The sequence below is a fragment of the Shouchella shacheensis genome, assembly GCF_001484965.1.
In the GTDB taxonomy this organism is placed as follows: Bacteria; Bacillota; Bacilli; order Bacillales; family Bacillaceae_D; genus Shouchella; species Shouchella shacheensis.
This window is the reverse complement of the sequence record NZ_LLYY01000025.1, coordinates 13,767-39,302: the sequence shown is the minus strand read 5'-3', so window position 1 is coordinate 39,302 and position 25,536 is coordinate 13,767. Positions and strand designations below refer to the sequence as shown.

Sequence of the window (25,536 nt, the reverse complement as noted above, 5' to 3'; positions counted from 1 at the left end):
TGTAAAAAATGTGTGTCGGGAGCCGGAGGAGGGTTTTTAAAAAGAAGAAAATTCAGGTTTCTGTTACTGGATAAGTGAGTCTTTCCTGCTTTCCTAGTTTCATTGTCCAAACGCTCGTTTAAGGGTTTAACAAATAATATATCATAAAGCAGCTATTCATGCAAGGGTTTTTTCAGTGAGCAGGAGCCCCGACGTTCATTTCAGTACAGCTTAGAAGCGAAGAAGGAAGCCCCGCAGGTCCTAAGAGCGACTGCGGGGGGTTTTTCGACGACGATAGTACGCCCATCCTCCTGTGGCTAGAAGACCAACGACCGTTAAGGAGAGGGAGAGCCGGAAGTACGGGGGCAGGTAAGAAAACGTAATGTCGTTTTCGCCAGGGACAAGCTGTGTGCCAAGAAAGGCGTAATTGAGCTGTTCCACCGGCTGCTTTTCTCCGTTGACTTCAACTTCCCATCCTTTCTCAAAAGGAACAGGAAGAACCACATGGGTGTCGTCTGTCGTATTGTCGTACTGAAGCCTAATTTCTCCTCCGTCAACGCTTGTCTCAATAGGTTCTTCGCTGCCTTCTTGGACAGCTTGCTGGAGGGGGTCATAAGTCTCACTATATAGCTCTAAATCTGTGAGTGTGTAGCTCCCTTCAGGTACCCGCAAGGAGAGGATGTCGCTAGATTCTACGCGAATGGTAATGTCGTTGACGTTCGTTCGGTAAATCGACTCTAACGACTTCCGAGAAGTTTTAAATTCGTTGACCTTCAGGGAAAAAAGTGGAGCCGTTTCTGAATTATTCAGTAGGAAAAACGAGAGATAATCGTCTTGGACTGCGTCGTCTCGCTCGCCAAGGATGATGTCGATGCCTCCTTTTTCTTCTGTCACCTCAAGGGTTCCATTCTCATAGGTTCCGCCAACGGCTTCAATCTCGGCTTGTTCCATTAAATCCGGTGGGTCCTCAAGTGTGCTCGTTGCTCTCTCATTGCTTGAAATCATCCCATCAAGCATCGCATGTTCGCGGGTTAATGGGCTCACTTCTTCTAGGTCTTCCTTTGAGTAGACGGTGGAAGTCGTTCTAGCGAAAGGGAGAACGTTTTCGTTTTCATAGAGCTCGTATGTTTCGTTTTCAGAGTGGAGCGTAAAGCCGTAGGGAATCGGGTCGTCGCTGTCTTTGGCCACAAGCTTATAGCGCACTTGCAGCATGCTGTGGAGATTGGCACGGTCACCGAACCCTGAATAGCGGCTAACGCTTTCTCTGCCCATGTCGATCTCTAAATCATGGTAGTACAAGAACAGCAGTTGATCGTTCAAGACGCTTGAGTAGGCGCTGTTGCCGTAAAAATCTTGCACAAGCGGCGTATTGTTGCGATAGTCCGCCACCCACTCCACCCGGGCGAGTGGGTCTTCATTTTCCTCTAAGGCCGCATGAATAAGCGAGCGCTGTTCGTCCTCATTGTAGTCCTCGCTTTCCATAAAGGCTCGCGTCGAATCTTGGAGGTTTCCATTCTCGGAAAGAAACTCTTTTTGCCCGACATTGGCAGCGATAAGCTGAAAGACTAGGGTCGTTGTCACGAGCGTAATCATGGCTGGTTTGGCTGTCCCAAGCCACAGAAGCAAAACACCAACGACCACCGTTAGCGCCCAAGCGAAAAAGGCGAGCGCTGGGTTCAATACAGAGAGCGAAAAATCATCCATGAGATAGACGAGTGCATACAGGAGTAGCATCGCCGCAAGCCCGGTAACCAACTGTTTTCTCGGAACGGATTTCAGCATCTGAAGACCAACGCCTACAGCACCAGCGACAGCAAAGGAGCCCATATATTCAAACCGAAACTGAGGGGCGGAAAACCCGTTAAACGCACTGCCTATAAATGGGCTGTAGTGAAAGACGATAAACAGGAAGCCCAGGCAGGCAAAAAGCACGAAGGTCCGGTCTTGGTACAAGCGCTTGATAAACGCAAAGAACACGAACAATGCCGGCAAAAGAAAGAGCCTGCTTGCATAGAGAATGTTATCATGGAGGTCAAAGAGCTCTATCTCGTCGGTGAATGGCGGCCTGTGATTGCTTAAATACCCGTAGACGGCTGGAATGAAGCTAATCGCTCCAATCGCAAAGCTTAGCAACACAATCGGGATGTAGGACTTCACTTGTTTTGGAATCGACAAACGATCCTCTGGCAGACGAATCACCCATCGAAGGAGCGCATAGATGGCGATGAAAATAAAATTCATGTAGGCAAAATAGAAATTGTTGATGAGGGAGAGACTCATCGCGAGAATAAGCCAGAACGGTTTGTTCTCCCGAATCAACTTTTCAACGCCAAGGACCAAAAGGGGAAGCCAAAGATAAGCGTCAGCGAAAAATTCCCAGAACGAGGCGTGGCGAAAATACATGACGCTCGCTCCGTACAAACAAGCCGCGAGAAAGGCATACGGCCACTTGATTTTTATGTAACGAAACACATAGGTGGAAATCAACAGAACCGCAGCAAGGCGAATTGCGTTCACAAAGACAGCCGCCTGCCCCCAAAAAACGGTATCGATGTCCTGAAACAGGCCCACGAACTCACCGAGGAAAACAACAAGAAACGTAAGAAAAAAGACCGTGCTTGTGGAAAAGTAATAGGCGAGCTGCGAATAGATGCCTCCGCCAAGGCCAAACTGCAAGGAATAAAAAAATTCGCCGATTTTGTATTGTTCATACAGAAAGTACTTGAAGGGAAGCATTTGCGCCATCCCATCGTTGGGTCCGACCATAAATCGGTCGTTTGTCCATTCATAGAAGAAAAAAGCGTGCGCCAAAAAGGCAAATAGCACGCTTCCTCCAAGTATGAGTAGCCAGTGATTACGCCTCATGTTGAACTCCATCTCGTTTTAGAATTTTAGCTGTGATGATAAAGGTGATTGGAACGGTAAAAAAGACAGCAAGGATCGGTGCGAACGTTGCGGGCAGCGAAACCCACTCCACGAGAACGAATACAAGTGCACTGGATACCGATAAATTGACCACTTGCGTCAGCGGAAATTGGAAAAATGATTTCCAGGAAGGCTTCACGCCGAATGTGAAAAACACGTTTAGAAAGTAAGAGCCCACCATGCTTAGGAGAAAGGCCAGGATGTGCGCCGCTAAATAAAACAAATCCAAGGCATGATGAAAGAGCAGGAAAAGCACGTAGAACGTTCCCGTGTTAATCCCGCCCACAATGACAAAACGAATGATCTCGTTGGATGCGAGCTTACTGAACATGCTCATAGTGCTTCTCTCTGCTTGAATTGGTTTCCTTCACCAAATAATGCGGCCGACGTTTCGTTTCATTATAAATTCTTCCGATGTATTCGCCAATAATGCCAAGCGATACGAGCTGGATTCCTCCGAGGAAGAGCACCGCTGAAATCATCGTGAAATAGCCAGGCACATCAACGCCCGTTCGCAAGATTTGAATGAACATGATAAAGATGTAGAGCATCGCGATCGTGAGGATAAAGCCACCAGCGTACAAGCAAAGGCGAAGGGGCTTCATGTTAAAGGAAATGATACCGTCAATTCCGTAGTTGATCAGCTTCGAAGCGGACCATTTCGAATCCCCGTTTTTACGAGAAACGTTTTCATAATGCACGGTTTTTTGCTCAAAGCCGATCCAAGAGAAGAGGCCTTTTGAAAAACGGTTCCCCTCACTCATAACCAGCAGTGCATCCATTGCGCGTCTTGAAAGCAACCTGAAATCGCCAGCGCCATTTTCAAGTGTAACGTCTACGACGCGGTTGATCAACTTATAATACAGCCGGGAAACGGCGCTACGTACTAAGCTCTCCCCTTTGCGGTCGCGGCAAGCAATCACTTGATCGTATCCTTCTTCATAGCCTTGAAGCAACTCTCCGATGAGCTCCACTGGGTGCTGCAAGTCCGCATCGATGATCACGGCGCAGTCGCCTTTGGCATGCTGAAACCCGGCCAAGATCGCTGCTTCTTTTCCGAAGTTGCGAGTGAACGATACATATTTGACGGACGAATGCCACGTAGACAGACGCTGGATCAAAGGGAGCGTTTCGTCCGAACTGCCATCATCGACAAAAATCACTTCCCACCGGTAATGGGTGGTTGCGAGAACGTCACGCAGGGCAAAATAAAACGCTTCAACGTTCTGTTCCTCGTTATATGATGGAACTATGACTGATAATAAAGGTTTATCCATGTCTTACGCCTCCATGCTGTTCATGTCTCTTTTTAAAAACATAAAAGGAGCAATCTCTCATTAGGATACCCGATTTTAGCGAAAACAACCGTTACGTAGGGATTAAAAATTAACGAAAAGTGTGGGGAGACCTAAAAGAGTAGTCAAAAAGAGGTGCGTTTTTTGACGAAGTGGTACGAATTTCGTAAGGGAGTGTAGAGGGGGGAGTGAGAAAGGACTGCCTCGGTTTTGAAGGCAGTCCTTTATGTCTAGCTGCGGCGGGTAGAAGCTTCGAGATTTTTCGCCCTGACAACGTAATCCGAGTTCGGGATTCCTTTTGTCAGGTCTCCAAAATTCTCGCTCCTGACCAACCCGCCTTCATTTTTCGGTATTGTCTAGCTGCGGCGCCCCCTCGCTCGAGGTTTCTTCACGCCGCTAGATCAAGCCCAAGACAGGCCTTCCAAAATCCGTGCTTCTAAGCGACCCGCCTGCGCTTTTCTATCAATTCTTCACTCTAAGCGAACGCAGGCGGTTCAGCGCGGCGAAAAGCTCTTGTTTGCGCGGCTTCGCTAGGTCCCCCGGGTGACCGCGGAAGGAGCTGAGGCCATCTAGGCCTTTTTGCTCAATCGTTTCATAAAGCGAATCAATGAGTTCAGCTATTGACTTGGAGCTGGAAGCTTCCTGACTGGCCAGCGTATTGACGCACGCCGCAATCGCTCGCGTTTGGGAAGTGTCGACAAGCTGTTCCACGAAGGAAAGAGAGAGTGCTTGTTTGTTATGCATGATGGTGTGAAGCCCTTTCGCAGCTGCTCCTTTTCGTTGGTCGGATGACTGAACGGAGGTGAGCCCCATTTTTCTCTCTGTAGGCCGCTTGAGCGTCTCTTTGTTTTCTTTGGTCCGTGTGGTTTGAATCTCCTCGGCAACAACACCCGCCTGGGCTGTCACATCAAAAACGCTGTATTCATCAAGCATCAGCACGGTATCAGCAACATCGAGATAGTCGCCTGCCCCGCCGACAACGAGAACTGTTGATACACCAAGTTCGGTAGAAAGAGGGCGGACTTGATCGATAAACGGAGTGATCGGTTCCTTGTCTTTGTGCACGAGACGTTGCATGCGGGCGTCGCGAATCATGAAATTCGTGGCGCTCGTATCTTCGTCCAGCAAGAGGGTCGTCGCTTTTGCTTCGATCGCCTCAATGATGCTTGCGGCTTGAGAAGTGCTTCCGCTCGCATCTTCGGTTTGAAAGGCTGTCGTTGTTTTGCCGAAAGGAAGGTTGGAGATAAACGGTGAAATGTCAACCTTCTCAATTCGACGCCCGTCCTCTGCTCGGACCTTTACTGCGCTGTCGTCGGTAAGCACATATTCCCGGCCGTCTCCTAAAATATGATTGTAAACTCCACGCTCAAGCGCCTTCAGCAACGTGCTTTTCCCGTGGTAGCCGCCCCCGACGATGACGGTAACGCCTTTTTCGATCGCCATTCCTTTGATGGGTTCTCCGTACGGCACCGTTACCGTTCTCTCCCGCTCTTTGGGTGCTTGAAAGCTGACGACTTTACCGGTAGCCAGAGGCTTATTGCTGACGCCGCTCACTCTTGGGAGAATCGAGCTGTTGGCGACAAAACCTACCCAGCCGTTCTCTGTCATCGCCTTCCGAATCGCGAACTGGTTGGCCGTGCATTCGAGCTGTGCCACAAGATCCTCTTGATTAAACTGAAACGCCGTTTGGTCACACGCTTTTGGCAAGTCAGCAGTTAACACTTGACTCGCCTGCTTGCCAAGGATTTTGCGCCCCGCTGCTGGCAGACTGACGGATAAGCGGAACTCGAGAAACTGATCGGTAATCGCTACTGCTGTGCGCGCGAGGATTTCCTGACCTGGCGCGTCCACAGTGAGGGCACGGGAGGACGTTAATGCGCGCTTTAGCCCTCTTGCAAGAAAATCGCCAATCACCTCAGCGCTAAAGGAGTGCTGCAGCCACTCTTTTTGAAGCGGTAGTTTTTGCAGATCATAGCGGACGCGTAGGCGAGAAGGTGGGGCATACGGGTCCGCTTGTATGTGATCGACAAATAGCGTGAACGAAGGAAACGAGTAGCTTCCGGTAATGTCCTTGTACGCCTTGTAGCCTTTTTGGTCCATTCGTTTTAACTGTGCTTGAAGATTCTTCAATCGATAACACACCTTTATCTAAAAGTCTCCTGCTATGGTATCATTGTATCTGCTAAAATAGAAACAGAACAATGAGGAGGAAACGCATATGCTCGATCGATACAAACTTGTCGTGTTTGACTTAGACGGCACGCTTTATGAAGGAACCGATCACTTTGATTTCTATGCCGACCATTTAAAAGCGAACGTAGCCAAAAGGGACAAGGCTGAGTTTCAACTTGATTATGAGGCCATGAAAGCGGGCAACCATGTCGTTCAAATTGGAAAAGCCTACGACGTCCAGCGCGATGCGGTGCTTTCCATTGACCCGATGACGTTGAGAGTGACGGCCGTACATGACTGGGAAGGAGAGAGCTGGTCCGAGGAGGAGGCAAGTCGTACATACCCCGGGGGACTCTCCTTTAACTTTGAGGATATGATCGCGATCGGCGATGGTTGGTGGTACCCGTTTGTTTGCGCGAAGCACCACGGCGTTCGTGACTGTTATTCCAGTTATTTGGCAACGAAAGAATACATGGTTTCCGATGAATTTACACTTGAGCCGTTGGAAGGGTTACGTGAAAACCTGCTTCAGCTTAAGAACAGTAGCCAAATCGTGCTCATGACCAATAGTGATCATGACGACGTCGGGCGACTTTTTAAAGAGCTGGGGTTGGAAGGCGTCTTCGAGCACAGCATCACCTCAGCAACGAAACCCTCTCAAACGGACGCGCAGCTCGCGCATCTTCTCAAGCACTACGATGTGCAGCCGGAAGAAGCAGTAAGTATTGGCGATAACTTCATTAATGAAATTGCTCCTGCCGTTCTGCTTGGGATGGATGCGGTGTACATTCACCCGCAAAAGCCTGTGATCGATAAAGCAGGTGTGCAGGTAGTGGCAAGTGTGACGGATTGTTTTTAATAACGGAGAAGCACGATGGAAGGCCTTATTCCCGAGGGAGGGAGTGGGTCTTTTTGTGTTTGGCGCGGGGGAGTCGGTGTATTTTTAGGTGGCAGGAGCTGGATGTGCGTGAGAAGGGGGGTTGTGAGTGAGGGGAGGGCGGATGTGAGTGAGAGGGGCGCGAATGTGAGTGAGAGGAGGGCGGATGACAGGCTGAAATGTGTGTGTGAAACTCTCAATCTGCGCTTACCTTAAATGCGCGGATAAATGTTTCTTCACCGGTTCCAGCTTTTTAATTGGGTGTTTTTGCCCCGTGTCCCATGCTCATGAGGCCATATTTGGCTTCGCCGGTTTGCTTTTTTCACGTTTTGCGGTTTGAAATGCAGGAAAAAGGAATAGTATACGTAGAAGAAATGGTGATTAGGGGGCTAAAGGTGCGCACATTCTTTCCAATTTTCTTCGTTTCTGTGTTCGCTGGTTTATTTGGTGTGATGGTGACCATTCTCGTTTCCTGGTATACGCCTGGAGGCCTGCCGTCTGCGCTCGTGCTCATAGTTGCCTTTCTCCTCGGCGTTATGGTTTCACTTGTGCTTATGTTTCTCTCCAAATTACGGCGCATCGTAAGCAGAAAAGAGCGGGACTTTGAATAAAACCGGTCAGGGGGAGAGCGGTGATGGAGGGCCTCTCCACCCGCTACTCTCTATTAATTGAAAATGAGAATCATTCCTTGCACCTGGTTCGGAAATCCGGTAATCTAGAAGCAAAGAGTTTTCCGATAAGGGTGATCATAATGAGTGATAAAGCAAGCCTGATCGATGCTTTGATTACTGGACGACGTTCAATCAAGAAATTTCAAAGCAAGTCAGTGGCTATCCAAGAAATGATCGACATTCTAGAGGTGGCCAAATGGGCACCTAATCATAAACTAACCGAACCGTGGCGCTTTTTGCTTTTTAGCGGAGAAGGCAAGGAGCAATTTATCAATGCCTACCTCCAGTCCCAGGGAGCGAAGGAGGGAGAGATCCCGCCAAAGGCTGAAAAAAAGGCGGCGTACTTTCGCCAAATTCCGCTGCATCTCGTCGTCGTCATGCCTGAAGACCCCCGCCAAAAAACCTGGGATGAGGACTACGGTGCAGCGAGTGCCATGATTCAAAACATCCAGCTTGCTGCCTGGGCCCGAGGGATTGGCATGATCTGGCGTACGAACGACTGGATCTATAGCCCTGTTTTCAGAGAGGCGATTGGCGTGAAGGCCGGGGAAAAAATTATTGCCACGCTCATGATTGGCTACGCTGAATTCGTTCCTGAGGCAAAGGAACGAACGTCCATTAAGGACAAGCTTACGGTCATTGAGAACAAGTGAAAATGGCAAACGAATCGACGGTGGAATGCGCTTCTGCCGTCGGTTTTTTTGTTGACTTCTGCGCTTCTATACTTCTAAAAACCTAGGAAATTATGCTAAGGTTAAAAGAAAAGAGCGAGAAAGGAGCAACCATCTATGAAACGAGCAAAGAAAGCGAGATACATAGCATCATTTAGCGGGATCGCTTTAGCTCTCGCCGCTTGTTCAGCGGAAACCCCGGAAGAGCCGCTGAATGCTTATTTGGAGAACTGGGAAAGTCAAGACTTCGCTGCGATGTACGGGGCTCTGTCCCCCGAGGTACAGGCAGAGATCGATGAGGACGCATTTGTAGAGCGCCATGAAACCATCTACGACGCGGCGCAAGTAGAGGAATTGGCGCTTGAGGCGACGCTCCCGGAAGAATTTGACGGAGAAGACGAGGAAATGATCCCGGTATCGGTGTCTATGGATACGATTGCAGGGGAAGTGGCCTTCGAAGAAAGCTTACCCATGGTGCGGAGTGAAGAGGATGAGTGGCGAGTGGATTGGAAGCCCCAACTTATCTTCCCGCAACTGGAGGAGGGAGATTCGGTGCGAGTAACCACCTCCGCCCCTGAGCGCGGGGAAATTTTGGATGTGAACGGAGAGGCGCTGGCGGAGAACGGGCGCGTGCTGGAGGTCGGCTTTGTTCCCGGAGAGATGGAGGACGAGGAGGAAGCGATTGAAGCTTTTGCCGAGGAGACCGGGCTGACAGAAGAATCCATCCGTGGTCAGCTTGAGCAGGACTGGGTTCAGCCCGAGCATTTTGTTGCCATGCATACGGTATCCACTTCTGAAATGGACTGGGCGGATGAGTTAAACGAAGAGATCCCAGGGGCAAGTTATCAAGAGGTGGACGGGCGCGTGTATCCTGTTGGAGAAGCGGCGGCTCACCTTGTCGGCTATATTCGTCCGATCAATGCGGAGCAGCTTGAGGAATTAGCCGATGAGGGCTACAGTCAAGGCGATGTGCTTGGGCAGACGGGCCTTGAGGCTGTTCTTGAAGAGCGGCTACGCGGAGAAGGCGGAGCCGAGATTTTTACGACTGGCGAGGAGGGCGAACGGAAGGAAACGGTTGCTGAAACGGAACCCGTAGACGGGGAGGACGTTCATCTAACGATTGACGCCGGTTTGCAAGAGGACATGTACAACGAGCTTGATGAAGAGCCAGGGACAGGGGTCGCTATGAACCCACTCACCGGAGAGACGCTCGCGCTTGTCAGTGCGCCAGCGTATGATCCAAATCAGGTCTCGCTCGGCCTTTCAGCAGAAGAGCGAGAAGAGCTCGAGGATGACGAGGGGGCTCCGTTTCTAAATCGCTTCTCGAGCCGCTATTCGCCTGGTTCTACAATTAAAGCGATGACGGCCGCCTACGGGCTTGAGACGGGAACGATTGATCCAGCCGATACGCTTGATGTTGACGGCCTCGGCTGGCAGCCGGAGGGTTCGGACTGGGGTGACTATGAAGTGAGACGTGTAAGTGATCATGGTTCACCGGTGGATTTGGAGCGAGCGCTTGTCTACTCCGATAACATTTACTTTGCTCGGGCAGCGCTTGACATGGGCGAGGAGGTTATGGAGGAGCAGTCGGAGCGTTTTGGGTTTGGCGAATCACTGCCGTACACGTACCCAGTGCCTGCTTCTCAGCTTACAGGCGAAGATGGGTTTTCAAGTGAAATTCAGCTAGCGGACACAGGATACGGGCAGGGAGCGATGCTTGTAAGTCCTGTTCATTTAACGACCATGTACACCTCCCTAGTGAACGAAGGGAACATCATAACGCCGGTGCTGGAACAAGAAGAGGAGACAGGGGAGACCTGGCTTGAAGCGATGTCGGCGGAGCACGCCTCCCTAATTGACGACGCGCTGACACAGACGGTGGAAGATCAGCTTGGCACGGCGAGTGCGATGCAGCAGGGCGGTCTATCCGTGGCTGCCAAGACGGGAACTGCGGAACTGTCTGACACCCAAGGGGAAGAAGGCGGCGCAGAACTTGGTTGGATCGTCGCTTATAACAACGAGGAGCCTGAGCTACTTATGACGTTGATGAGCGAGAACGTTGAAGATCATGGTGGCAGCGGCTACGTCGTGGAGAAAATGGATCGTCTGTTTGCGGACCACTTCTCAGACTGATTGCTTCCCCGCACAGCCCGCCATATGGGTGCATACGATGTGGAATCACAGTCTTAGGAGGGAACAACTTGCAACCTTATAGGAGAGAGCAAGGCTATTACGGTTATCCTCATCAGCGAAGACCCCATAGCTACGGCTGGGGCGGAAGACCGCCTTACGGGCATGGCGGCGGTTTTGCAAGCCCAGTACTCGGTGGCTTCATCGGCGGCTTAGGAGGATCCCTTGTTGCCCCGCTGCTGTTTGGTGGCTATGGCGCCCAAGGTGGTTACGGAGGCTACGGAGCTGGTTATGGCGCGGGCGGCTACGGGAGCTACGGTGGGTATGGCGGTGGAAGTTCGTATCCTCCTCCGTATGCCGGCGGCTATCCCTATTACTACTAATAACTGAAAAGCGAAGGCGGGTTGGTGAGGAGCGAGAATTTTGGAGGTCTGACAAAAGGAATCCTGGTTTTGGATTACGTTGTCAGGGCGAAAAATCTCGAAGCTCCTACCCGCCGCAGCTAGACAAAAGGACAGCTCGAATGGAGCTGTCCTTTTCGTTAATCCTTAACCGTTTTAATAAAATCCGCCTTTGCCGCCGCCCCAGAATCCTGCTCCTCCAATGATGATGATTAAGATAAATAGTACAACAACGAGTGCGATGGCAGCACCTGCGCCGCCAAATCCGCCGTGCCCAGCGCCGTAGCCGGGTCCTGGTCCGTACCCGCCAGATCCAGGTCCGTAGCCACCAGCTCCATAGCCATATCCGCCATATCCGCTATATCCACCGCAGGACGGCGGTGGGCAGCAGCCATACGATTGTTGATAACCTCCTCCGTAATAGTCCATGTATCATGCACCACCTTTCTGGTCTACTACAAGATATGGGTACAAGAAATAAAAGGTGAAAGGAGCAGGAAATTTGGGCGAGAAGAGGGGTTAGTGTTGTGAGAAAATAAAAAGCGAGAGATAATGAGGAAAAGGGGGTACGAGGAGATGGGAAGGATGAAAGGGTTGGCAAGAGCAGGACTAGTGGTTGCGGCAGCGTATATAGCAACTGTGAGTTGGAAAATAGTGGCGCAAGCGAAAGAAAAGGAAATCGACGAAGTAGACTATATCCTCGTACTCGGAGCGAAAGTGAACGAAAAAGGTCCATCCCTTGCGCTCCAGGAGCGGATCAAAACGGCCGCAAGCTTAGCGCTCAAGCATAAAGAAGCAACGATCGTTTGTTCAGGTGGCCAAGGAAGCGACGAACCAATAGCCGAGGCAGAGGCGATTCGAAATGGATTGATCGCTGAAGGAATAGCCGCTGGGCGTCTCGTCGTGGAGGGTTGCTCGACATCGACAAGGGAGAACGTGGCTTTTTCTAAACGACAGCTTAAAGACCCTTCCGCCAGGGGAGTGATCGTTACGAACTCTTTTCACCTTTATCGAGCGAGCTCCTTAGCGCAGGATTACGGCCTGGACGTTGTGGGAATGCCAGCCTCGACGCCGAGGGAAATTCGATCTATTGCCTGGATTCGAGAATACGCAGCGATCGCCTATTATTATTTGCAAAAAAGCCTCCCATGCCTTAGAAAGACATCGGAAAGCTGAATGAAGACGGAGCCTTGCTAAAATGTTCATCCCTTACAGCGTCTTCCCCTGTATAGGGAGAGTACGTACGAATCATGACAGACTGTGATTTGGGTTGAAAGGTGAACAAACGCATAAACCCATTGCCGCCATCGCGATACCCTTGGTAGTCGGACAAAATTTGTACAACCGTTCGCTCATTGACACCGTCTTCGTCATCATCAAGCTTATCAAATCGCTGGCTTGTGCCGTGGAAATGGCCGCTGAGAACAAGTTGGACGCCAGGGTAAGGAACGACGAGCTCGCGAAAGAGCTTCTCGCCATCGTCGGAGCGTTTTCCGTCTTCTTGCAAGTATCGATGAGTGCTGAGAATCACCGCATGCTTCGGATGGGCATCAAGCACGGTCTGCGCCCAATGCAGAACCTCATCATTTAAGCCCCAACCAATGTAAAGCATCAAAAATTTGTGCCCGCCAATGGACATTTGATCATAGTGAGCGCGGTTGTTCTCAAAGGAACCTTTGTAATGGGGAGCCTCTGCGAAGCGCTTATCACCAAAAAGCGAACCGAATGTTGAGTAATCCTCTTTGTCATGGCCAACGTCATGATTGCCGGCAAGCACGCCGTAAGGAAATTTGGCCTCATCCAGCCGGTTGAGAGCAAGGTCGGCCTGTGTCCATTGAAAATCATCATTCATCTTATCGACAATGTCACCGGTATGAAAGGCGTATTTAATGTTTTCCTTTTGCTGATTATCCACGAGCCACTGCGTCATTTGATCGAAAATGTAGGGGTAGCTTTCGGAGTAGTACTGTGTATCAGACATCCAAGCCATGGTAAAAGGCTTATTGCTTTTCGCGAGCGAGTGCTCAGTGGGCCCGATAAATGCGCTAAGGGAGACGAATAAGATGAGTATTAGCGTTCGTGCCTTCCTTGGTTTCACGGCCACCCCTCCTTCTTTTTTTTCTAGTATCTGTAACAAACCGAAAATTATGCGAACCCACGGTCGCTCAGGTAGGCAATGCTTTGCTCGGATGCAAACAATCATGATAGGATTTTATAAAAGGAGTGGACGCACGTGAGGACGTTAAAGGAATGGTTTCAACAAGGACTGACCAAGCAAGCCTATGCGGAACAAATGAACGTCAATCAAGAGGAACTGTTCAAGATATACAACGACTTGACGATAGATGAAGCGACCCACCAAGCACTTACCGAGCTTCAAGGGAAGGGCATTCAGGTAGTTGTCCTGACCGCCGATTGGTGCGGAGATGCGATGGTGAATGTTCCGATTCTCATGAAATTCGCAGATCTTGCGCTCATTGAGGTGCGGTATTTAAACCGGGATGAGAATCTCGAACTGATGGATCAATACTTAACCAACGGGCGGGCTCGCTCGATTCCGATTTTTGTTTTCATGAATAAAGACGGCAAAGAAATCGGCAAGTGGGGACCGCGCGCAGCGTTTGTGGAGCAGAAAATAACAGAGCTGAAAGAAGGGTTACCGGAGAAAGATACAGACGGCTATGAAGAAGCGTTTAAAGTGGACTTTTTGCCAAAGGCCAGAACGTTGTTTCAAGACGAATCCATTCGTACAGAAATTCAGGCCGATCTGCTGGAGGTCATGAAACGCTTAACGTAAATGAACTGTAATCCTCAGTGAACCCGATTCAATGATACAATCAGGGCAGGATGTTGATTAGGGGCCGAAGGAAGGTGGTCAAAAATGCAGCAGCGTATGGAAAAATTGAACCAAATAATAGAAAATGTCGAAAGAGTCGTCATTGGCAAAGAGCAAGAAATTAAATTAAGCCTGGTGGCGTTATTGGCGGGGGGCCATGTCTTGCTTGAAGATGTTCCTGGCGTTGGGAAGACCATGTTTGTGAGAGCAATGGCGAAGACGATAGGCGGCTCGTTTAAACGAATTCAATTCACGCCGGATTTGCTTCCCTCGGACGTGACAGGCGTATCCATTTACAATCAAAAGCTGCAGGAATTTCAGTTCAGGGAGGGCCCGGTCATGGCGAATGTGGTTCTCGCTGATGAAATTAACCGCACCTCTCCAAAAACACAGTCTGCGCTACTTGAAGCGTTAGCGGAAGGGAATGTCACTATTGATGGGCGGACGATGAAGCTCGAGCAGCCTTTTTTTGTCATGGCTACCCAGAACCCAGTGGAGTACGCAGGGACCTTTCCGCTCCCTGAAGCTCAGCTCGATCGCTTTCTAATTAAAATTGAAATGGGATATCCGACACTAGAACAAGAATTTGAGCTTCTCACGCGCGTCGAACAGAGTCATCCGATCGATCAAATAGAGGCAGTGGTCCAGCCAGAAGAGGTCGTGGAGCTGCAAAGAATGGTGCGCGCCGTTTTTGTCGATCAGCATGTGAAAACGTATTTGCTGCATATCATTCATGCGACGAGAACAAGCCGTGACATTGAGCTTGGGGCGAGCCCTCGGGCCGCCATTGCTCTTATGCGCGTGGCTCAGGCATATGCGTTTGTGTCGGGGAGGGATTATGTGAAGCCTGACGACATTAAAGAGGTCGCTCCCTCTGTTCTGCCTCACCGCATACGCCTTGGAAACGATTCACTGATGTCTGATGCAGATCCCGTGCAAGTCCTCGATGATATTCTTACCCATATTCACGTTCCTGTCGTTCGAAAAGGGTTGGCGTGATACAGCTCTTTCGTTGGCTTGTCACCGCAATGATATTGTCGACTACCTTCTCCTTCGCTATGTTTCAAGGTGGGTTCGTGAGCTGGTTTCTTTTTTACGCCGTTGTGATGATGTTGCTTGTCTCTTCGTTTCTGGCTCTGCTTTCAATGATCGGGCTTGAAGCTCAGCGACATGTATCAACAGCAGAACTTTCCTCTGGAGATCACGTTCAAGTAACGGTGACGCTTTCCAAGCCAAGGCTTGTTCCGTTTTTCTATTATGAAGTTTTTGATCGTCTCCCTGCAAAGGTAGAAGGTACAAACGAAGGGAGGTTCTTCTTTTTTTCGTTTGCGAAAACATACTCGTACACGTACGAGGCTCAGGTGCTAAAGAGGGGCGGGCATTCCTTTCGTCAGATTCATGTGTACGGACATGACTTATTCGGGCTATACCGCCTGAGGCGAAAGCTGCGCTGTGAAAGCCAGGTGTTTGCTTATCCAAATTATTCTTTTCTTAACAATCTACCTTCTACCTTTGCTTCGTCTCAGCTTGCCAAACGTTCGAAAAAAGAGCAGGAAGCTCACTCCATTGCCGGTCTTCGCTCGTATGCGCCTGGGGATCGCCCGACGAGCATTGATTGGAAACGCTCGGCGGGAGGGCTTGGGTTGATGACCAAAGAGTTCGAGACGGACCAAAGCGATAGAGTCGTTGTGATCAACATGCCTACGGACAGCTCGGAGCATGAGTTTGAGACAGCAATGAGTCAGACGGCCTCGATTGCCGCCACTCTTGTGAAAGGGGGCATTCCCCTCGATTTGTTGATTCACCATCGCCAGTGGCATGAACGTTCAGTGGAAACCATCACGTGGAAGCGAACGCTCAGGGCGCTGGCAGAGGTTGAGCAAGCAACAGGGGAACCAGGGCTGCCGCCAGCGGTAGCCAGCACCATTCATGGCGGCATTGTGTTTCTTGTCACGCCTGTGCTGAGCACTGCGGTATACGATCTCTGTCGCACACTGGCAAGCAAGCGCACGCAAGTCGTTGTTTACAGCGCAAAGGAGCCTTCGCAGGTAGAGCGACATCAAATGAGCCAAGTTGGCGCGACCTTGTATGTTCCGAGCAGTAGAGGAGGGGGAATCCATGCGTAAAACCAAGAAGAAGGTTCGTTTCTTTCGCGATTTCTTTTTATATGCACTCGGTTTTCTACTACTGCTTGAATGGCTGTATCCAGTCCCATATGTTACGGATACAGCCTCGATCGAGTTTTTTATTGTAGCAACGGCGCTTTTTTTTATCCTAACCGCTCTTCAATCGCCCCTTATCGTTGGCTTTTTATTACGGGGGCTCGTCGTTGTGGGAACGCTCTACTGGCTGATTCCAACGAATGATACGGTGCAGTCGTGGTTCTCGTATTTCCTTGATGATCTTTTTTACAATTTGTTTTTGATGCTGGCGGGGAATTTTACCGAATTAACGGAGATGCACCGTAGCTTTCTTTTCTTAGTGTTGTTGGCGATTTTAAGCTATCTTTTATTTTACTGGATTGTCTACGCTAGGCGGATTCTCTTCTTTCTCTTACTAAGTCTCATTTATATAGGAACCATTGATACCTTCACGACTTATGACGGGACATGGTCAATCATTCGAACATTTCTAATTGGGCTCTTTTTATTAGGCATTCTCACGTTCATCAAACGAGCGGAGCAAAACGGAGCAACGTTCGCGTCTTTTGGTTTTTTAACACGAATGTTCGCGCTGCTTCTTCTCTGTGCGGCATTTGCCGGATCAGTCGCCTTTGCGATGCCGAAGCCAGAGCCACAGTGGCCGGACCCGATTCCCTACCTCCAGTCCGCCTTTGGTTTTAGTGCGGGGACCAACCCAAATGCGCAGCGGATTGGCTACAGTGTTGATGATTCAAACCTCGGGGGAGGATTTGTGCAGGATGACAGCCCTGTGTTTGTGGCGGAAGTAGAGGAGGGACACTACTGGAAGGGCGAGACGAAGAATCTCTATACAGGAACAGGCTGGGACCAATGGCCCCAAGACAGTGAAAAAGTGACCCCGCCCTTAAATGCAAGCATGGATCGATCGGGAGTAGAGCTAGAGGAGCAAGAGGCAAGCGTGCGTTTCGTGAATGAATCGCCTCAGACCTCCACCCGAGTCTTTTATCCAGGGGAACTGCTATCGGATACGATTGGGGATGATCCAGTTCTGCTTGATCCTTATACCGACCAGGCGTTTCTACAAACCGAGGGCGACGGCCCCATTCTGGACGGGTATGAGCTTGAGTTTTATCACCCAAGCTATAACGTGGAGGAGCTTCGCGAATTGGAAGGATACGACAACAATGCAGATTACCTTGCTGAATTTCTTCAGCTTCCAGACGAACTGCCTGAGCGCGTGCATGAGCTTGCGGAGGAGATCGTTGAAGAGGCCGATGCGGACAATCCTTATGATATGGCCAAGGCAATTGAACGCTTTTTCTCAGGTCCTGAGTTTGAATACGAAACCACCGATGTGCCGGTACCGGCAGAGGGTGAAGATTATGTTGATCAGTTTCTATTTGAGACCAGGCGCGGGTATTGCGACAATTTCTCGACCTCGATGGCGGTTATGCTTCGGACGCTGGATGTCCCGACGCGCTGGGTGAAAGGGTTCACGGAAGGAAGCAGTGAAGAGCTCACAAGTGCAGATGGTGAATTGGAGCAGTATTTAATCACGAACAATAACGCCCATTCGTGGGTTGAGGTCTACTTTGAGGGGGCAGGCTGGGTTCCCTTTGAACCAACAAAAGGGTTTACAAGCACGGTGGATTTTGAAGAACCTTCGCTTGAAACGGATGAGCCGGATGCGCAGATTCCAGAGCCGGAAGAACCCGAAGCGCCAAGCGAACCTGAAGCCGAAGAGTCAGAAGAAGCACCTGAAAGCGAAAGTGGGACTGAGGATGCAGCGGAGACAACCTCTCCTTTTTCAATTGGTCATGGGGTATCATTCCTCGTCCTGGTGGTTGGGCTCCTGCTCCTCTATATCTTCCGCAAACCGTTAGCGCGTGCCTATGTAGGGCTCCGTTTTCGAAACAGAGAAAGACCGGATACTTTTATTAAAGCCTACGAGCATCTTCTCTGGCTGCTCCGGCTGCATGGCTACAAGCGAGCCGCTACTCAAACGCTTGGGGAATATGCTCGGAACGTGGACGAATCCCTTGGGAGTGCTCAAATGGAGGAATTAACGGCTCTGTACGAGAAGTTCCTTTATGGGCGGAAGAAAGAAGCGGTTGATTGGAACAGGTACAAGGACGTCTGGCAAAAAATGTTGAACCAAATCAATTCTTGACCGGCCTACATCGACTTGCTAAAATGAGGATCGTATAGAGCGTATAGTTTGTCGTGTTTGGCGAATCCTTGCTAGGGACGGGATTCGCGCGACCGGATCATTGATTCAATCCGGCTACAGGGGTGCGGATGCTTTCCGTATTCTTGTAGCCGTTTGTTTGATAGAGGCAAATAAAAGAAAAAAGGATGGTCTTTACATGGAGCAGCAGTTACAACACGAGACGATTATCGTGCTCGATTTTGGCGGTCAATACAACCAGCTGATCACTCGTCGCATCCGCGATCTGGGCGTGTACAGTGAGCTACACTCTCACAGGATTACGGCTGAAGAGATCAAACAAATGAACCCAATTGGCATTATCTTCTCAGGTGGACCTAACAGCGCCTACGTCGAGGGGGCCCCAGGGTGTGACCCAGCGATTTTCGATTTGGACATCCCAATCCTCGGCATTTGCTACGGCGTTCAGCTGATGACGCACCATTTCGGTGGAAAAGTAGAGGCCGCGTCGCATCGTGAGTACGGAAAAGCGCTGCTGACTGTTGAGAATCAGTCCAAGCTCTTTCGAGGCTTGCCGATTGAACAATCGGTGTGGATGAGTCATGGAGACAAAATTGTTGCTCCGCCAGAAGGGTTCGTGGTCGATGGCTCCAACCCTTCTTGTCCCGTAGCGGCGATGAGTGATGAGTCTCGCGGGCTGTACGGTGTTCAGTTCCACCCAGAAGTTCGCCACTCGGAATTCGGAAATGACTTGCTAAAGAACTTCGCCTTCTCCATTTGCGGTGCCAAAGGTGAATGGTCGATGGAGAACTTCATTGAGGAGGAAATCGCCAAAATTCGCGAGCAGGTGGGCGACCGACATGTTCTTTGCGCTTTGAGTGGCGGTGTGGACTCTTCGGTTGTCGCCGTACTGATTCATAAAGCAATTGGCGATCAGCTCACATGCATGTTCATCGACCACGGCCTTCTGCGAAAAGGGGAAGCGGAGAGCGTCATGGCGACGTTTGGCGAAGGCTTCCAGATGAACGTTGTGAAAATCGATGCGCAAGATCGTTTCCTTGGCAAGCTTGAGGGTGTGAGCGATCCCGAACAAAAGCGTAAAATTATTGGGAACGAATTTATCTATGTCTTTGATGAAGAAGCAGCGAAACTGAAAGATAAGAAGATGGACTTCCTTGCGCAAGGAACGCTCTACACCGATATCATCGAGAGCGGCACGGACACAGCGCAAACGATCAAGTCTCACCACAACGTTGGTGGGCTGCCCGAGGACATGAGCTTCGAACTCATTGAGCCGCTTAATGCACTGTTCAAAGACGAAGTCCGAGCGCTTGGAACCGAGCTTGGCATCGCCGAGGAACTCGTCTGGCGACAGCCGTTCCCAGGACCAGGCCTTGGCATTCGTGTCCTTGGAGAAATCACGGATGAGAAGCTAGAAATCGTGCGTGAGTCCGACCACATCCTGCGGGAAGAAATCAAAAAAGCAGGACTCGAACGCGAGATCTGGCAGTACTTCACCGCTCTTCCGGACATGCGTAGCGTCGGTGTGATGGGCGATGCCCGCACATACGATTACACCGTCGGCATCCGTGCCGTGACCTCTATTGACGGCATGACAAGCGACTGGGCGCGCATCCCGTGGGATGTGCTCGAGATCATCTCCACACGAATCGTCAACGAAGTGGCGCACGTGAACCGAATTGTGTATGACGTCACGAGCAAGCCGCCTGCGACGATTGAATGGGAATAATGACATTAGTTGAAGTGACAACGCCTATTTAACAGTGTTTATCCTAATCTAAACGGAGAAAACAAACTAAAAATGTTAAATTTCCCTACCCATTTATTTTTTGGTAGGGATTATCTTTTCAAATCATGCTTGCAGGCTAGAGAAAAAATCACTTCCCTAACTAACTATGATTGTTTTGCTCGATTCGCCTCGTACAATCAAGAAAATACTTAAAATTTCACTAATAGTGAAGAACTCAGTTGGAAATCAAACACATTTCTATTATATTAGTATGAGCTATTGCTAAGAGTACGTGTGGAAGAAGTTCCATGGAAAGTGGAGGTATTGGAATGAGTGCAAGAGACGATTCCATACAAAGTTACGTAGATTCACCAGAGAAACAAAAGAGATTATACAAACGTACATTAATCATTGTCGTTATTTCTCAAATGTTTGGTGGGGCAGGACTTGCAGCAGGAATAACCGTTGGCGCATTAATTGCTGAACAAATGCTTGGAACAGACACATTTGCTGGTCTTCCTGCTGCTTTATTTACGTTAGGATCGGCAGGAGCTGCCTTGGCAATAGGTAGACTTTCAAACCGTTTTGGAAGACGCATGGGGCTTGCAGCAGGCTTTATAACCGGAGGACTTGGAGCGGTAGGTGTTGTAATTGCGGCTCTCCTAAATAGTGTATTGCTTTTACTTGCTTCACTCCTTATATATGGGGCAGGTACTGCGACCAATTTACAAGCTCGCTATGCTGGGACGGATTTAGCAACGAACAAGCAACGAGGGACTGCTGTTAGTATAGCGATGGTTGCCACGACATTTGGTGCAGTTGCAGGTCCAAACTTAGTGGATGTGATGGGGAGTTTCGCACGTTCGATTGGCATTCCAGAACTAGCCGGCCCTTTTATTTTAGCTGCGGTCGCTTATATAGCCGCAGGTCTTGTATTATTTGCTTTGCTGCGCCCTGACCCATTTATTGTAGCGTTACAAATAAATGTGAATAAAAAAACGGAACCGAACGTGAATCAAGAGGAGCATCGAAAAAACAAAAAAGGAATTGCCGTTGGTGCCACCATTATGGTACTTACTCAAATTGTGATGGTGGCCATTATGACTATGACACCCGTTCATATGGGGCATCATGGCCACAGTTTGAGCGCTATCGGATTTGTTATTGGCTTTCACGTTGGTGCCATGTACCTTCCTTCCCTCTTTACAGGAATTCTTGTTGATAAGATTGGGCGACCTGCGATGGCAATTGCTTCTGGAGTGACATTGCTCCTCTCAGGTGTCATAGCAGCGATGGCACCAGGAGATTCGTTATTTCTAATGGTTGTTGCTCTCGTTTTACTTGGATTAGGATGGAATTTTGGCTTAATAAGTGGTACAGCTCTAATTGTCGATTCAACAGAACCTTTAACTCGTGCCAAAACCCAAGGAACAATGGATGTTTTTATTGCGTTAGGAGGAGCATCTGGAGGTGCCATGTCAGGAATGATTGTTGCCGGTTCCAGTTTCGAAACGTTGTCATTAGTTGGAGGGGTTTTGTCCTTAATCCTCATTCCGGTCGTGATTTGGTCTCGTAGAGGTAACGAAGAGCGGAGGAAAAAAAGAGCGGCAAGCTAATCGTTAAATTCAGCTTCAAATACACTGTACTTGAAGCTGAATTTTTTTAAAATGAAGAGGGAATGAGCAGGCTTTACTCGCGATATAGGAGTCTACTACACGATGGCACAACCGTATACGAAGAAAAAGAACCCTCTGCTTAAAAAAACAGGGGGTTCCTCTTCAACCTTCCATTTTGCGGTTACGATAACCACTGATCACTAAAAAATTTCTCCGTAAAAAATGGTTGGTTGTTGTCATTAAAATCAACGCCAATTCCTATCGAAGTAAAGCCATTGTGTACGATATTTTCACGATGCCCAAGTGAATTCATTAAGCCTTGGTGAGCGAAAACACTGCTAAATTGACCGTACGCTAGATTTTCTCCAGCGCTTGTAAATGCAATTTCATCTTCTTCCATTCGATCAAAAGGGGACTCGCCTTGCAAATTCGTATGACCAAAAAATTGATTTTCCGCCATATCCGTACTGTGCTTTCTTGCCGTTTCTCTTACATCTTCGTCCCACTCTAAAACAGGGAGGGCATGCTTCACACGAGTCGCATTGGTTAAGTCAAATAATTGATATTCAAACCCCTCTTTTAACGCTTCGCTACCAGGGGTATAGAGAGTATCTTTCGCAGCTTCCAAGTCCTCATCGATTAATTGAATAGCTGTCAGCTCATCTCCTTCGTGAATATCGTAAAAGATCGTTACATAGTTCCCATCTATTTGATAAACATCGTACTCCCCTTCGCTATCGACTTGATAATTAAACCAGTCATTGCGAATCATTTCTTCTGGTTCACCCAACGTTTCGTTCACGACAGCTTTTGTGTCCCCTAATCCAATGTCAAACTGAGAAGAAAGCAAATCCTGATTTGTGAACAGTCCACGAACAACGTCCTGTTCGTCATAGGCGACCATCATAAAGTTCTGGTAGTTTTCATGGTAAGTGGACCAATCGACGCCATATTCGTTCTCACTTTTCCTTGCTGGCTCGCCGTACATTTCTTCAACCTCGTCTCTTGTATCGCCTAACTCTATATTTCCAATGGAAAAGGACTGCTCGTCTGGAGCTGTCAGTTCGGGCCGCTCTACTTGTTCTTGCTCTGGTTCTTGTACAGAATCAATAATTGAAGAGTAAAGAGAGGTAACTTGCTCTCTTGCTTGGTCAAAATCGAAATCATCGATCATTTGGGTAGTAAAGTCCTGTGCAGAATAAAGGGTATCGCCAACGGCTTCAGGAATAAATTCACGAACGGGGTCTTCCCAAAAGGGTTTCGTCCAAAAAGCTAGTAATAGGATGAACAGCACGAAAAACAATCGCTTTAAAATATCTATCTCACCCTTTTTCTTTTGATGTTTAATCTATGGTAACTGCTAAGGCACAAGCTGTCGATGGTCCTATCAAACCATTTCGAGCAACTGAAGTTATACGTCACCATTTGGATAAGATAAGCAGGCGTTTATCGAAGGCTTGGGATGTTGTCCATTACCCTTTTCATGGTAAACGATATGCAGGCGATAGTGGGTGATGCAACAGTCTCGTCGTCCTGAAATATGTTGATAATGTCGTAGCTCTTGTCTCTCAACACATATTGTTCAAGCGATCCATGGCTTGGGTCGACAATCCAGTATTCGGGAACACTGTAATCGGCATAAGACTTTAATTTGTCAATTTTATCTCGTTTTAAAGAGGAGGGGGAAAGAATTTCAACCACGAGATCGGGCGATCCTTCGATACCGCGGTTTGTCAGAATCTCCACTCGCTTACGGTCGACAAGGGCAATATCGGGCTGACGTACATCTTTTGAGGAAAAGATGACATCAATTGGTGCACAAAATATAAAGTAGTCCGGCTTGCAGCTATGGGTTATTGCCTCATTTAGTTCAGCGCTTACCAACTGATGGATCGTCGATGGGGATGGGCTCATCAATTCCAGCTTCCCCCCCGCCAGTTCGTAGCGTTTTTGGTCGTCCAGCGCAGCATAGTCGTCGTAGGTGAGGTTGTTTTCTTTGATGATGTTCTTTTCCAGGTCTAATTTTCTATGGGTCATTGGCAGTTCCCTCTTTCCGTGTTTGTAGTGTACCACTTCATTTGAATATTCGCTACTCATGGCATTGTACGAGGCCAGTTGGCTCAGGTTAAGGAAAAGCCCAGATTCCTAACGTTTGTAGAAAGTTGAGTTACTTAGTAAAGAGTCACTGTAAGCATGAAAACCTTCACTTGCTTCTTCCTCTTTTGAATCATATAGTTAGCTAAGAGAACTTGGAGTGTGGGAGTTGATGAGGATGAACATAGCAGTCATTGCCCCGTACAAGGGGATGATCGAAACGGTGAAACGCATGGAGCGGGAGTTTCCCAATGCGCACATCAGCGTTCATTTGGCTGATTTAGAAGAAGCCGTGCCATTGCTGGGTGATGAATCGCTAGTAAAGGCGGATCTGTTTATCAGTCGAGGCGGAACAGCCAATGTCATTAGAAAGTGGACAGACAAGCCGGTCATCGAGATTCCGATTTCTGGGTATGATATTTTACGGACGATCTTGTTAATTCAAGCCGAAGAAGACAAAGCGGAAATCATTGCGTTTGAAAATATCTCGCACAACTTTAATAAAATTTCTGAGCTGATCGGGACGGAGATCCCCATTACGGCCGTGGAAGCGGAAAATGAAGTGGAGCCGGCCATTATCCAGGCAAAGGCGGAGGGGCGGAAGTTGATCGTCGGGGACACGATTACTACGACACTCGCGCAAAAATTCGAGTTGGAAGGGGTATTGATTACATCAGGGGAGGAGTCCGTTAGGCAGGCGTTTGAACAAGCGGAAGAAATCGGAGGATACGTAGCTGCGGAAGCCAAGAAAGCAGCGCTCTTTAAGAAGTGTGCTGAGCAGGTCGATCTTCCGTATGTTCTTGTGGATCAAGACGATCATGTTCACCTTAGGAGCCAAGCATTTACAGAATGGATGGCGGGCGACAAAGAAGGCATCGATCGTTTGCTTCACAGGGTAAGCAAGGAAACTTCGCCATTTATTGCATTTGAGAAAGATAGAGTAAACGTAAGTGTGGAACCCCTCGTTCTTGATTCACAACCGTTTCGCCTCGTCTCCTTTCAACCGGTGGAGCGGGCGCTTCCCCCATCGGTGTCCTTTTTTCAGTCGGATGGCCTCTCCCTTCCGCTTGTTTTAGGGACTCATTCCGCTCTGCAGTCTCAGTTTGCTAGCTGCAAGGAAAAGGGCCATTCCCCTATTGTAATTAGGGGAATGAAAGGTTCTGGAGAACGCAGCATAGCTGCAGAATTCCTTGGGGAGACGGCCTTGGAGGTGGATGTAGAGCTGTGTCAGGATTATTCCGCGATTTTTGAGTTAAGGCTCCCTTTGTATCTCATCCATTTCGAACGGATCCCCCTGGAAGAACAGCGTCTGGTTTTGAAGAAGGTGGAAGGGCACAAAGCGCAAGTGGTCCTATTCACGGAAATTTCTGAAGTGGGAGGGTCGATTGAATCATCGATTGTCTTACCTGAACTTCAAGAACGAGAGGAGGAGTGGGGTGGATTCGTACGCCGATTCATTGCCGAGGCCAATACAATTTTTGGCAAGCAAGTCATTGGGGTCAAAGGACCGCTCGTTGTCCGTCCCGGGGAGCAAATCCTCCATTTAAGAGAAACCATCTATGAAAAAGTGAAGCAGGCCAGGGGCTCTTACATCTTAATGGACGAAGACGGGGGACAGGAAGGCTACGTCAAGGTAAACTTGCGTCAATCATTAGAGGAATTGGAAAAAGAATTCATCCAACTGGTGCTTGAAGAGGAGAATTTCAACCAGTCAAAAGCCGCTGAACGACTGGGAATTAATCGAACCACTCTTTGGAGGAAACTAAAATAACGTTGCATATAGCAACGTTATTTTAGTTTCCTCTTGCATT

General features: G+C 49.0%; 21 protein-coding genes. 13 read left to right on the top strand and 8 right to left on the bottom strand.

Going from position 1 to position 25,536, the window contains the following annotated elements:
* Positions 1 to 240 precede the first annotated feature (240 nt).
* The 4 genes from AVZ68_RS14970 to AVZ68_RS14955 form a co-directional block, all read right to left on the bottom strand.
* On the bottom strand, positions 241 to 2,844 hold the full coding sequence (locus AVZ68_RS14970; protein WP_180316716.1) for a YfhO family protein: 2,604 nt from the start codon (positions 2,842 to 2,844) through the stop codon (positions 241 to 243).
* The gene (locus tag AVZ68_RS14965; protein WP_059105378.1) at positions 2,834 to 3,241 is read right to left on the bottom strand and encodes a GtrA family protein; all 408 of its coding nucleotides are present in this window, start codon (positions 3,239 to 3,241) and stop codon (positions 2,834 to 2,836) included. The genes AVZ68_RS14970 and AVZ68_RS14965 overlap by 11 nt, the downstream gene beginning before the upstream one ends.
* Complete coding sequence (locus AVZ68_RS14960) at positions 3,225 to 4,181, bottom strand: glycosyltransferase family 2 protein (RefSeq protein WP_059105377.1); 957 nt, start codon at positions 4,179 to 4,181, stop codon at positions 3,225 to 3,227. Before AVZ68_RS14960 ends, AVZ68_RS14965 begins: the two co-directional genes overlap by 17 nt.
* Positions 4,182 to 4,661: 480 nt before the next feature.
* The gene (locus AVZ68_RS14955) at positions 4,662 to 6,329 is read right to left on the bottom strand and encodes an ABC-ATPase domain-containing protein (protein ID WP_059105376.1); all 1,668 of its coding nucleotides are present in this window, start codon (positions 6,327 to 6,329) and stop codon (positions 4,662 to 4,664) included.
* 88 nt (positions 6,330 to 6,417) lie between these two features.
* Between AVZ68_RS14955 and AVZ68_RS14950 the strand changes: the two genes are divergently transcribed.
* The 5 genes from AVZ68_RS14950 (at position 6,418) to AVZ68_RS14925 (ending at position 11,103) form a co-directional block, all read left to right on the top strand.
* Positions 6,418 to 7,230 carry an HAD family hydrolase gene (locus AVZ68_RS14950; protein ID WP_059105375.1) on the top strand — a complete coding sequence of 271 codons (813 nt, stop codon included), beginning with the start codon at positions 6,418 to 6,420 and terminating at the stop codon, positions 7,228 to 7,230.
* A 413-nt stretch (positions 7,231 to 7,643) separates the two neighbouring features.
* On the top strand, positions 7,644 to 7,859 hold the full coding sequence (locus tag AVZ68_RS14940; protein WP_157404680.1) for a hypothetical protein: 216 nt from the start codon (positions 7,644 to 7,646) through the stop codon (positions 7,857 to 7,859).
* A 140-nt stretch (positions 7,860 to 7,999) separates the two neighbouring features.
* Entirely contained in the window at positions 8,000 to 8,572 is a 573-nt protein-coding gene (locus AVZ68_RS14935; protein ID WP_059105404.1) for a nitroreductase family protein, read from the top strand.
* Positions 8,573 to 8,707: 135 nt separating this feature from the next.
* Entirely contained in the window at positions 8,708 to 10,723 is a 2,016-nt protein-coding gene (locus AVZ68_RS14930) for a penicillin-binding transpeptidase domain-containing protein (RefSeq protein WP_059105372.1), read from the top strand.
* Positions 10,724 to 10,791: 68 nt separating this feature from the next.
* Positions 10,792 to 11,103 (top strand): hypothetical protein, encoded by a 312-nt coding sequence (locus AVZ68_RS14925; RefSeq protein WP_059105371.1) that lies wholly within the window; start codon positions 10,792 to 10,794, stop codon positions 11,101 to 11,103.
* 174 nt (positions 11,104 to 11,277) lie between these two features.
* On the opposite strand, the gene AVZ68_RS20940 is transcribed toward AVZ68_RS14925, so the two are convergent.
* Positions 11,278 to 11,550, bottom strand: coding sequence for a hypothetical protein (locus AVZ68_RS20940; RefSeq protein WP_082676663.1), 273 nt, complete (start codon positions 11,548 to 11,550; stop codon positions 11,278 to 11,280).
* A 147-nt stretch (positions 11,551 to 11,697) separates the two neighbouring features.
* Between AVZ68_RS20940 and AVZ68_RS14915 the strand changes: the two genes are divergently transcribed.
* Complete coding sequence (locus AVZ68_RS14915; RefSeq protein WP_180316715.1) at positions 11,698 to 12,297, top strand: YdcF family protein; 600 nt, start codon at positions 11,698 to 11,700, stop codon at positions 12,295 to 12,297.
* On the opposite strand, the gene AVZ68_RS14910 is transcribed toward AVZ68_RS14915, so the two are convergent.
* Entirely contained in the window at positions 12,275 to 13,219 is a 945-nt protein-coding gene (locus AVZ68_RS14910; protein WP_059105368.1) for a metallophosphoesterase, read from the bottom strand. The genes AVZ68_RS14915 and AVZ68_RS14910 overlap by 23 nt on opposite strands.
* A gap of 135 nt (positions 13,220 to 13,354) precedes the next feature.
* On the opposite strand from AVZ68_RS14910, the gene AVZ68_RS14905 reads away from it, so the two are divergent.
* The 6 genes from AVZ68_RS14905 (at position 13,355) to AVZ68_RS14880 (ending at position 21,631) form a co-directional block, all read left to right on the top strand.
* On the top strand, positions 13,355 to 13,918 hold the full coding sequence (locus tag AVZ68_RS14905) for a thioredoxin family protein (protein WP_245628153.1): 564 nt from the start codon (positions 13,355 to 13,357) through the stop codon (positions 13,916 to 13,918).
* A gap of 84 nt (positions 13,919 to 14,002) precedes the next feature.
* Positions 14,003 to 14,956, top strand: coding sequence for an AAA family ATPase (locus AVZ68_RS14900; RefSeq protein ID WP_059105367.1), 954 nt, complete (start codon positions 14,003 to 14,005; stop codon positions 14,954 to 14,956).
* Positions 14,957 to 15,033: 77 nt separating this feature from the next.
* The gene (locus AVZ68_RS14895) at positions 15,034 to 16,083 is read left to right on the top strand and encodes a DUF58 domain-containing protein (protein WP_180316714.1); all 1,050 of its coding nucleotides are present in this window, start codon (positions 15,034 to 15,036) and stop codon (positions 16,081 to 16,083) included.
* Entirely contained in the window at positions 16,076 to 18,268 is a 2,193-nt protein-coding gene (locus AVZ68_RS14890; protein ID WP_059105365.1) for a DUF4129 domain-containing transglutaminase family protein, read from the top strand. Before AVZ68_RS14895 ends, AVZ68_RS14890 begins: the two co-directional genes overlap by 8 nt.
* 196 nt (positions 18,269 to 18,464) lie before the next feature.
* Positions 18,465 to 20,015: a glutamine-hydrolyzing GMP synthase gene (gene guaA, locus AVZ68_RS14885; protein ID WP_059105364.1), complete on the top strand. Its 1,551-nt coding sequence runs from the start codon at positions 18,465 to 18,467 to the stop codon at positions 20,013 to 20,015.
* A gap of 329 nt (positions 20,016 to 20,344) precedes the next feature.
* Positions 20,345 to 21,631, top strand: coding sequence for an MFS transporter (locus tag AVZ68_RS14880; RefSeq protein WP_059105363.1), 1,287 nt, complete (start codon positions 20,345 to 20,347; stop codon positions 21,629 to 21,631).
* 181 nt (positions 21,632 to 21,812) lie between these two features.
* Here AVZ68_RS14880 and AVZ68_RS14875 read toward each other — a convergent pair whose 3' ends face one another.
* On the bottom strand, positions 21,813 to 22,925 hold the full coding sequence (locus tag AVZ68_RS14875) for a CAP domain-containing protein (protein WP_281176631.1): 1,113 nt from the start codon (positions 22,923 to 22,925) through the stop codon (positions 21,813 to 21,815).
* A gap of 152 nt (positions 22,926 to 23,077) precedes the next feature.
* Positions 23,078 to 23,668, bottom strand: a complete 591-nt coding sequence (locus AVZ68_RS14870) for a Uma2 family endonuclease (RefSeq protein WP_059105361.1) — start codon at positions 23,666 to 23,668, stop codon at positions 23,078 to 23,080.
* Positions 23,669 to 23,903: 235 nt separating this feature from the next.
* Between AVZ68_RS14870 and AVZ68_RS14865 the strand changes: the two genes are divergently transcribed.
* A complete protein-coding gene (locus tag AVZ68_RS14865) occupies positions 23,904 to 25,496 on the top strand; it encodes a sigma-54-dependent transcriptional regulator (protein WP_059105360.1) in 1,593 nt (530 codons plus the stop codon).
* The last annotated feature ends 40 nt before the right edge of the window (positions 25,497 to 25,536 follow it).

What these genes read in the sequence shown, in the direction of transcription:
- AVZ68_RS14970 (WP_180316716.1), bottom strand. Translation starts at nt 2,844, where the DNA reads ATGAGGCGTAATCACTGGCTACTCATACTTGGAGGAAGCGTGCTATTT.
- AVZ68_RS14965 (WP_059105378.1), bottom strand. Translation starts at nt 3,241, where the DNA reads ATGAGCATGTTCAGTAAGCTCGCATCCAACGAGATCATTCGTTTTGTC.
- AVZ68_RS14960 (WP_059105377.1), bottom strand. Translation starts at nt 4,181, where the DNA reads ATGGATAAACCTTTATTATCAGTCATAGTTCCATCATATAACGAGGAA.
- AVZ68_RS14950 (WP_059105375.1), top strand. Translation starts at nt 6,418, where the DNA reads ATGCTCGATCGATACAAACTTGTCGTGTTTGACTTAGACGGCACGCTT.
- AVZ68_RS14935 (WP_059105404.1), top strand. Translation starts at nt 8,000, where the DNA reads ATGAGTGATAAAGCAAGCCTGATCGATGCTTTGATTACTGGACGACGT.
- AVZ68_RS14930 (WP_059105372.1), top strand. Translation starts at nt 8,708, where the DNA reads ATGAAACGAGCAAAGAAAGCGAGATACATAGCATCATTTAGCGGGATC.
- AVZ68_RS20940 (WP_082676663.1), bottom strand. Translation starts at nt 11,550, where the DNA reads ATGGACTATTACGGAGGAGGTTATCAACAATCGTATGGCTGCTGCCCA.
- AVZ68_RS14915 (WP_180316715.1), top strand. Translation starts at nt 11,698, where the DNA reads ATGGGAAGGATGAAAGGGTTGGCAAGAGCAGGACTAGTGGTTGCGGCA.
- AVZ68_RS14900 (WP_059105367.1), top strand. Translation starts at nt 14,003, where the DNA reads ATGCAGCAGCGTATGGAAAAATTGAACCAAATAATAGAAAATGTCGAA.
- AVZ68_RS14890 (WP_059105365.1), top strand. Translation starts at nt 16,076, where the DNA reads ATGCGTAAAACCAAGAAGAAGGTTCGTTTCTTTCGCGATTTCTTTTTA.
- guaA (WP_059105364.1), top strand. Translation starts at nt 18,465, where the DNA reads ATGGAGCAGCAGTTACAACACGAGACGATTATCGTGCTCGATTTTGGC.
- AVZ68_RS14880 (WP_059105363.1), top strand. Translation starts at nt 20,345, where the DNA reads ATGAGTGCAAGAGACGATTCCATACAAAGTTACGTAGATTCACCAGAG.
- AVZ68_RS14870 (WP_059105361.1), bottom strand. Translation starts at nt 23,668, where the DNA reads ATGACCCATAGAAAATTAGACCTGGAAAAGAACATCATCAAAGAAAAC.
- AVZ68_RS14865 (WP_059105360.1), top strand. Translation starts at nt 23,904, where the DNA reads ATGAACATAGCAGTCATTGCCCCGTACAAGGGGATGATCGAAACGGTG.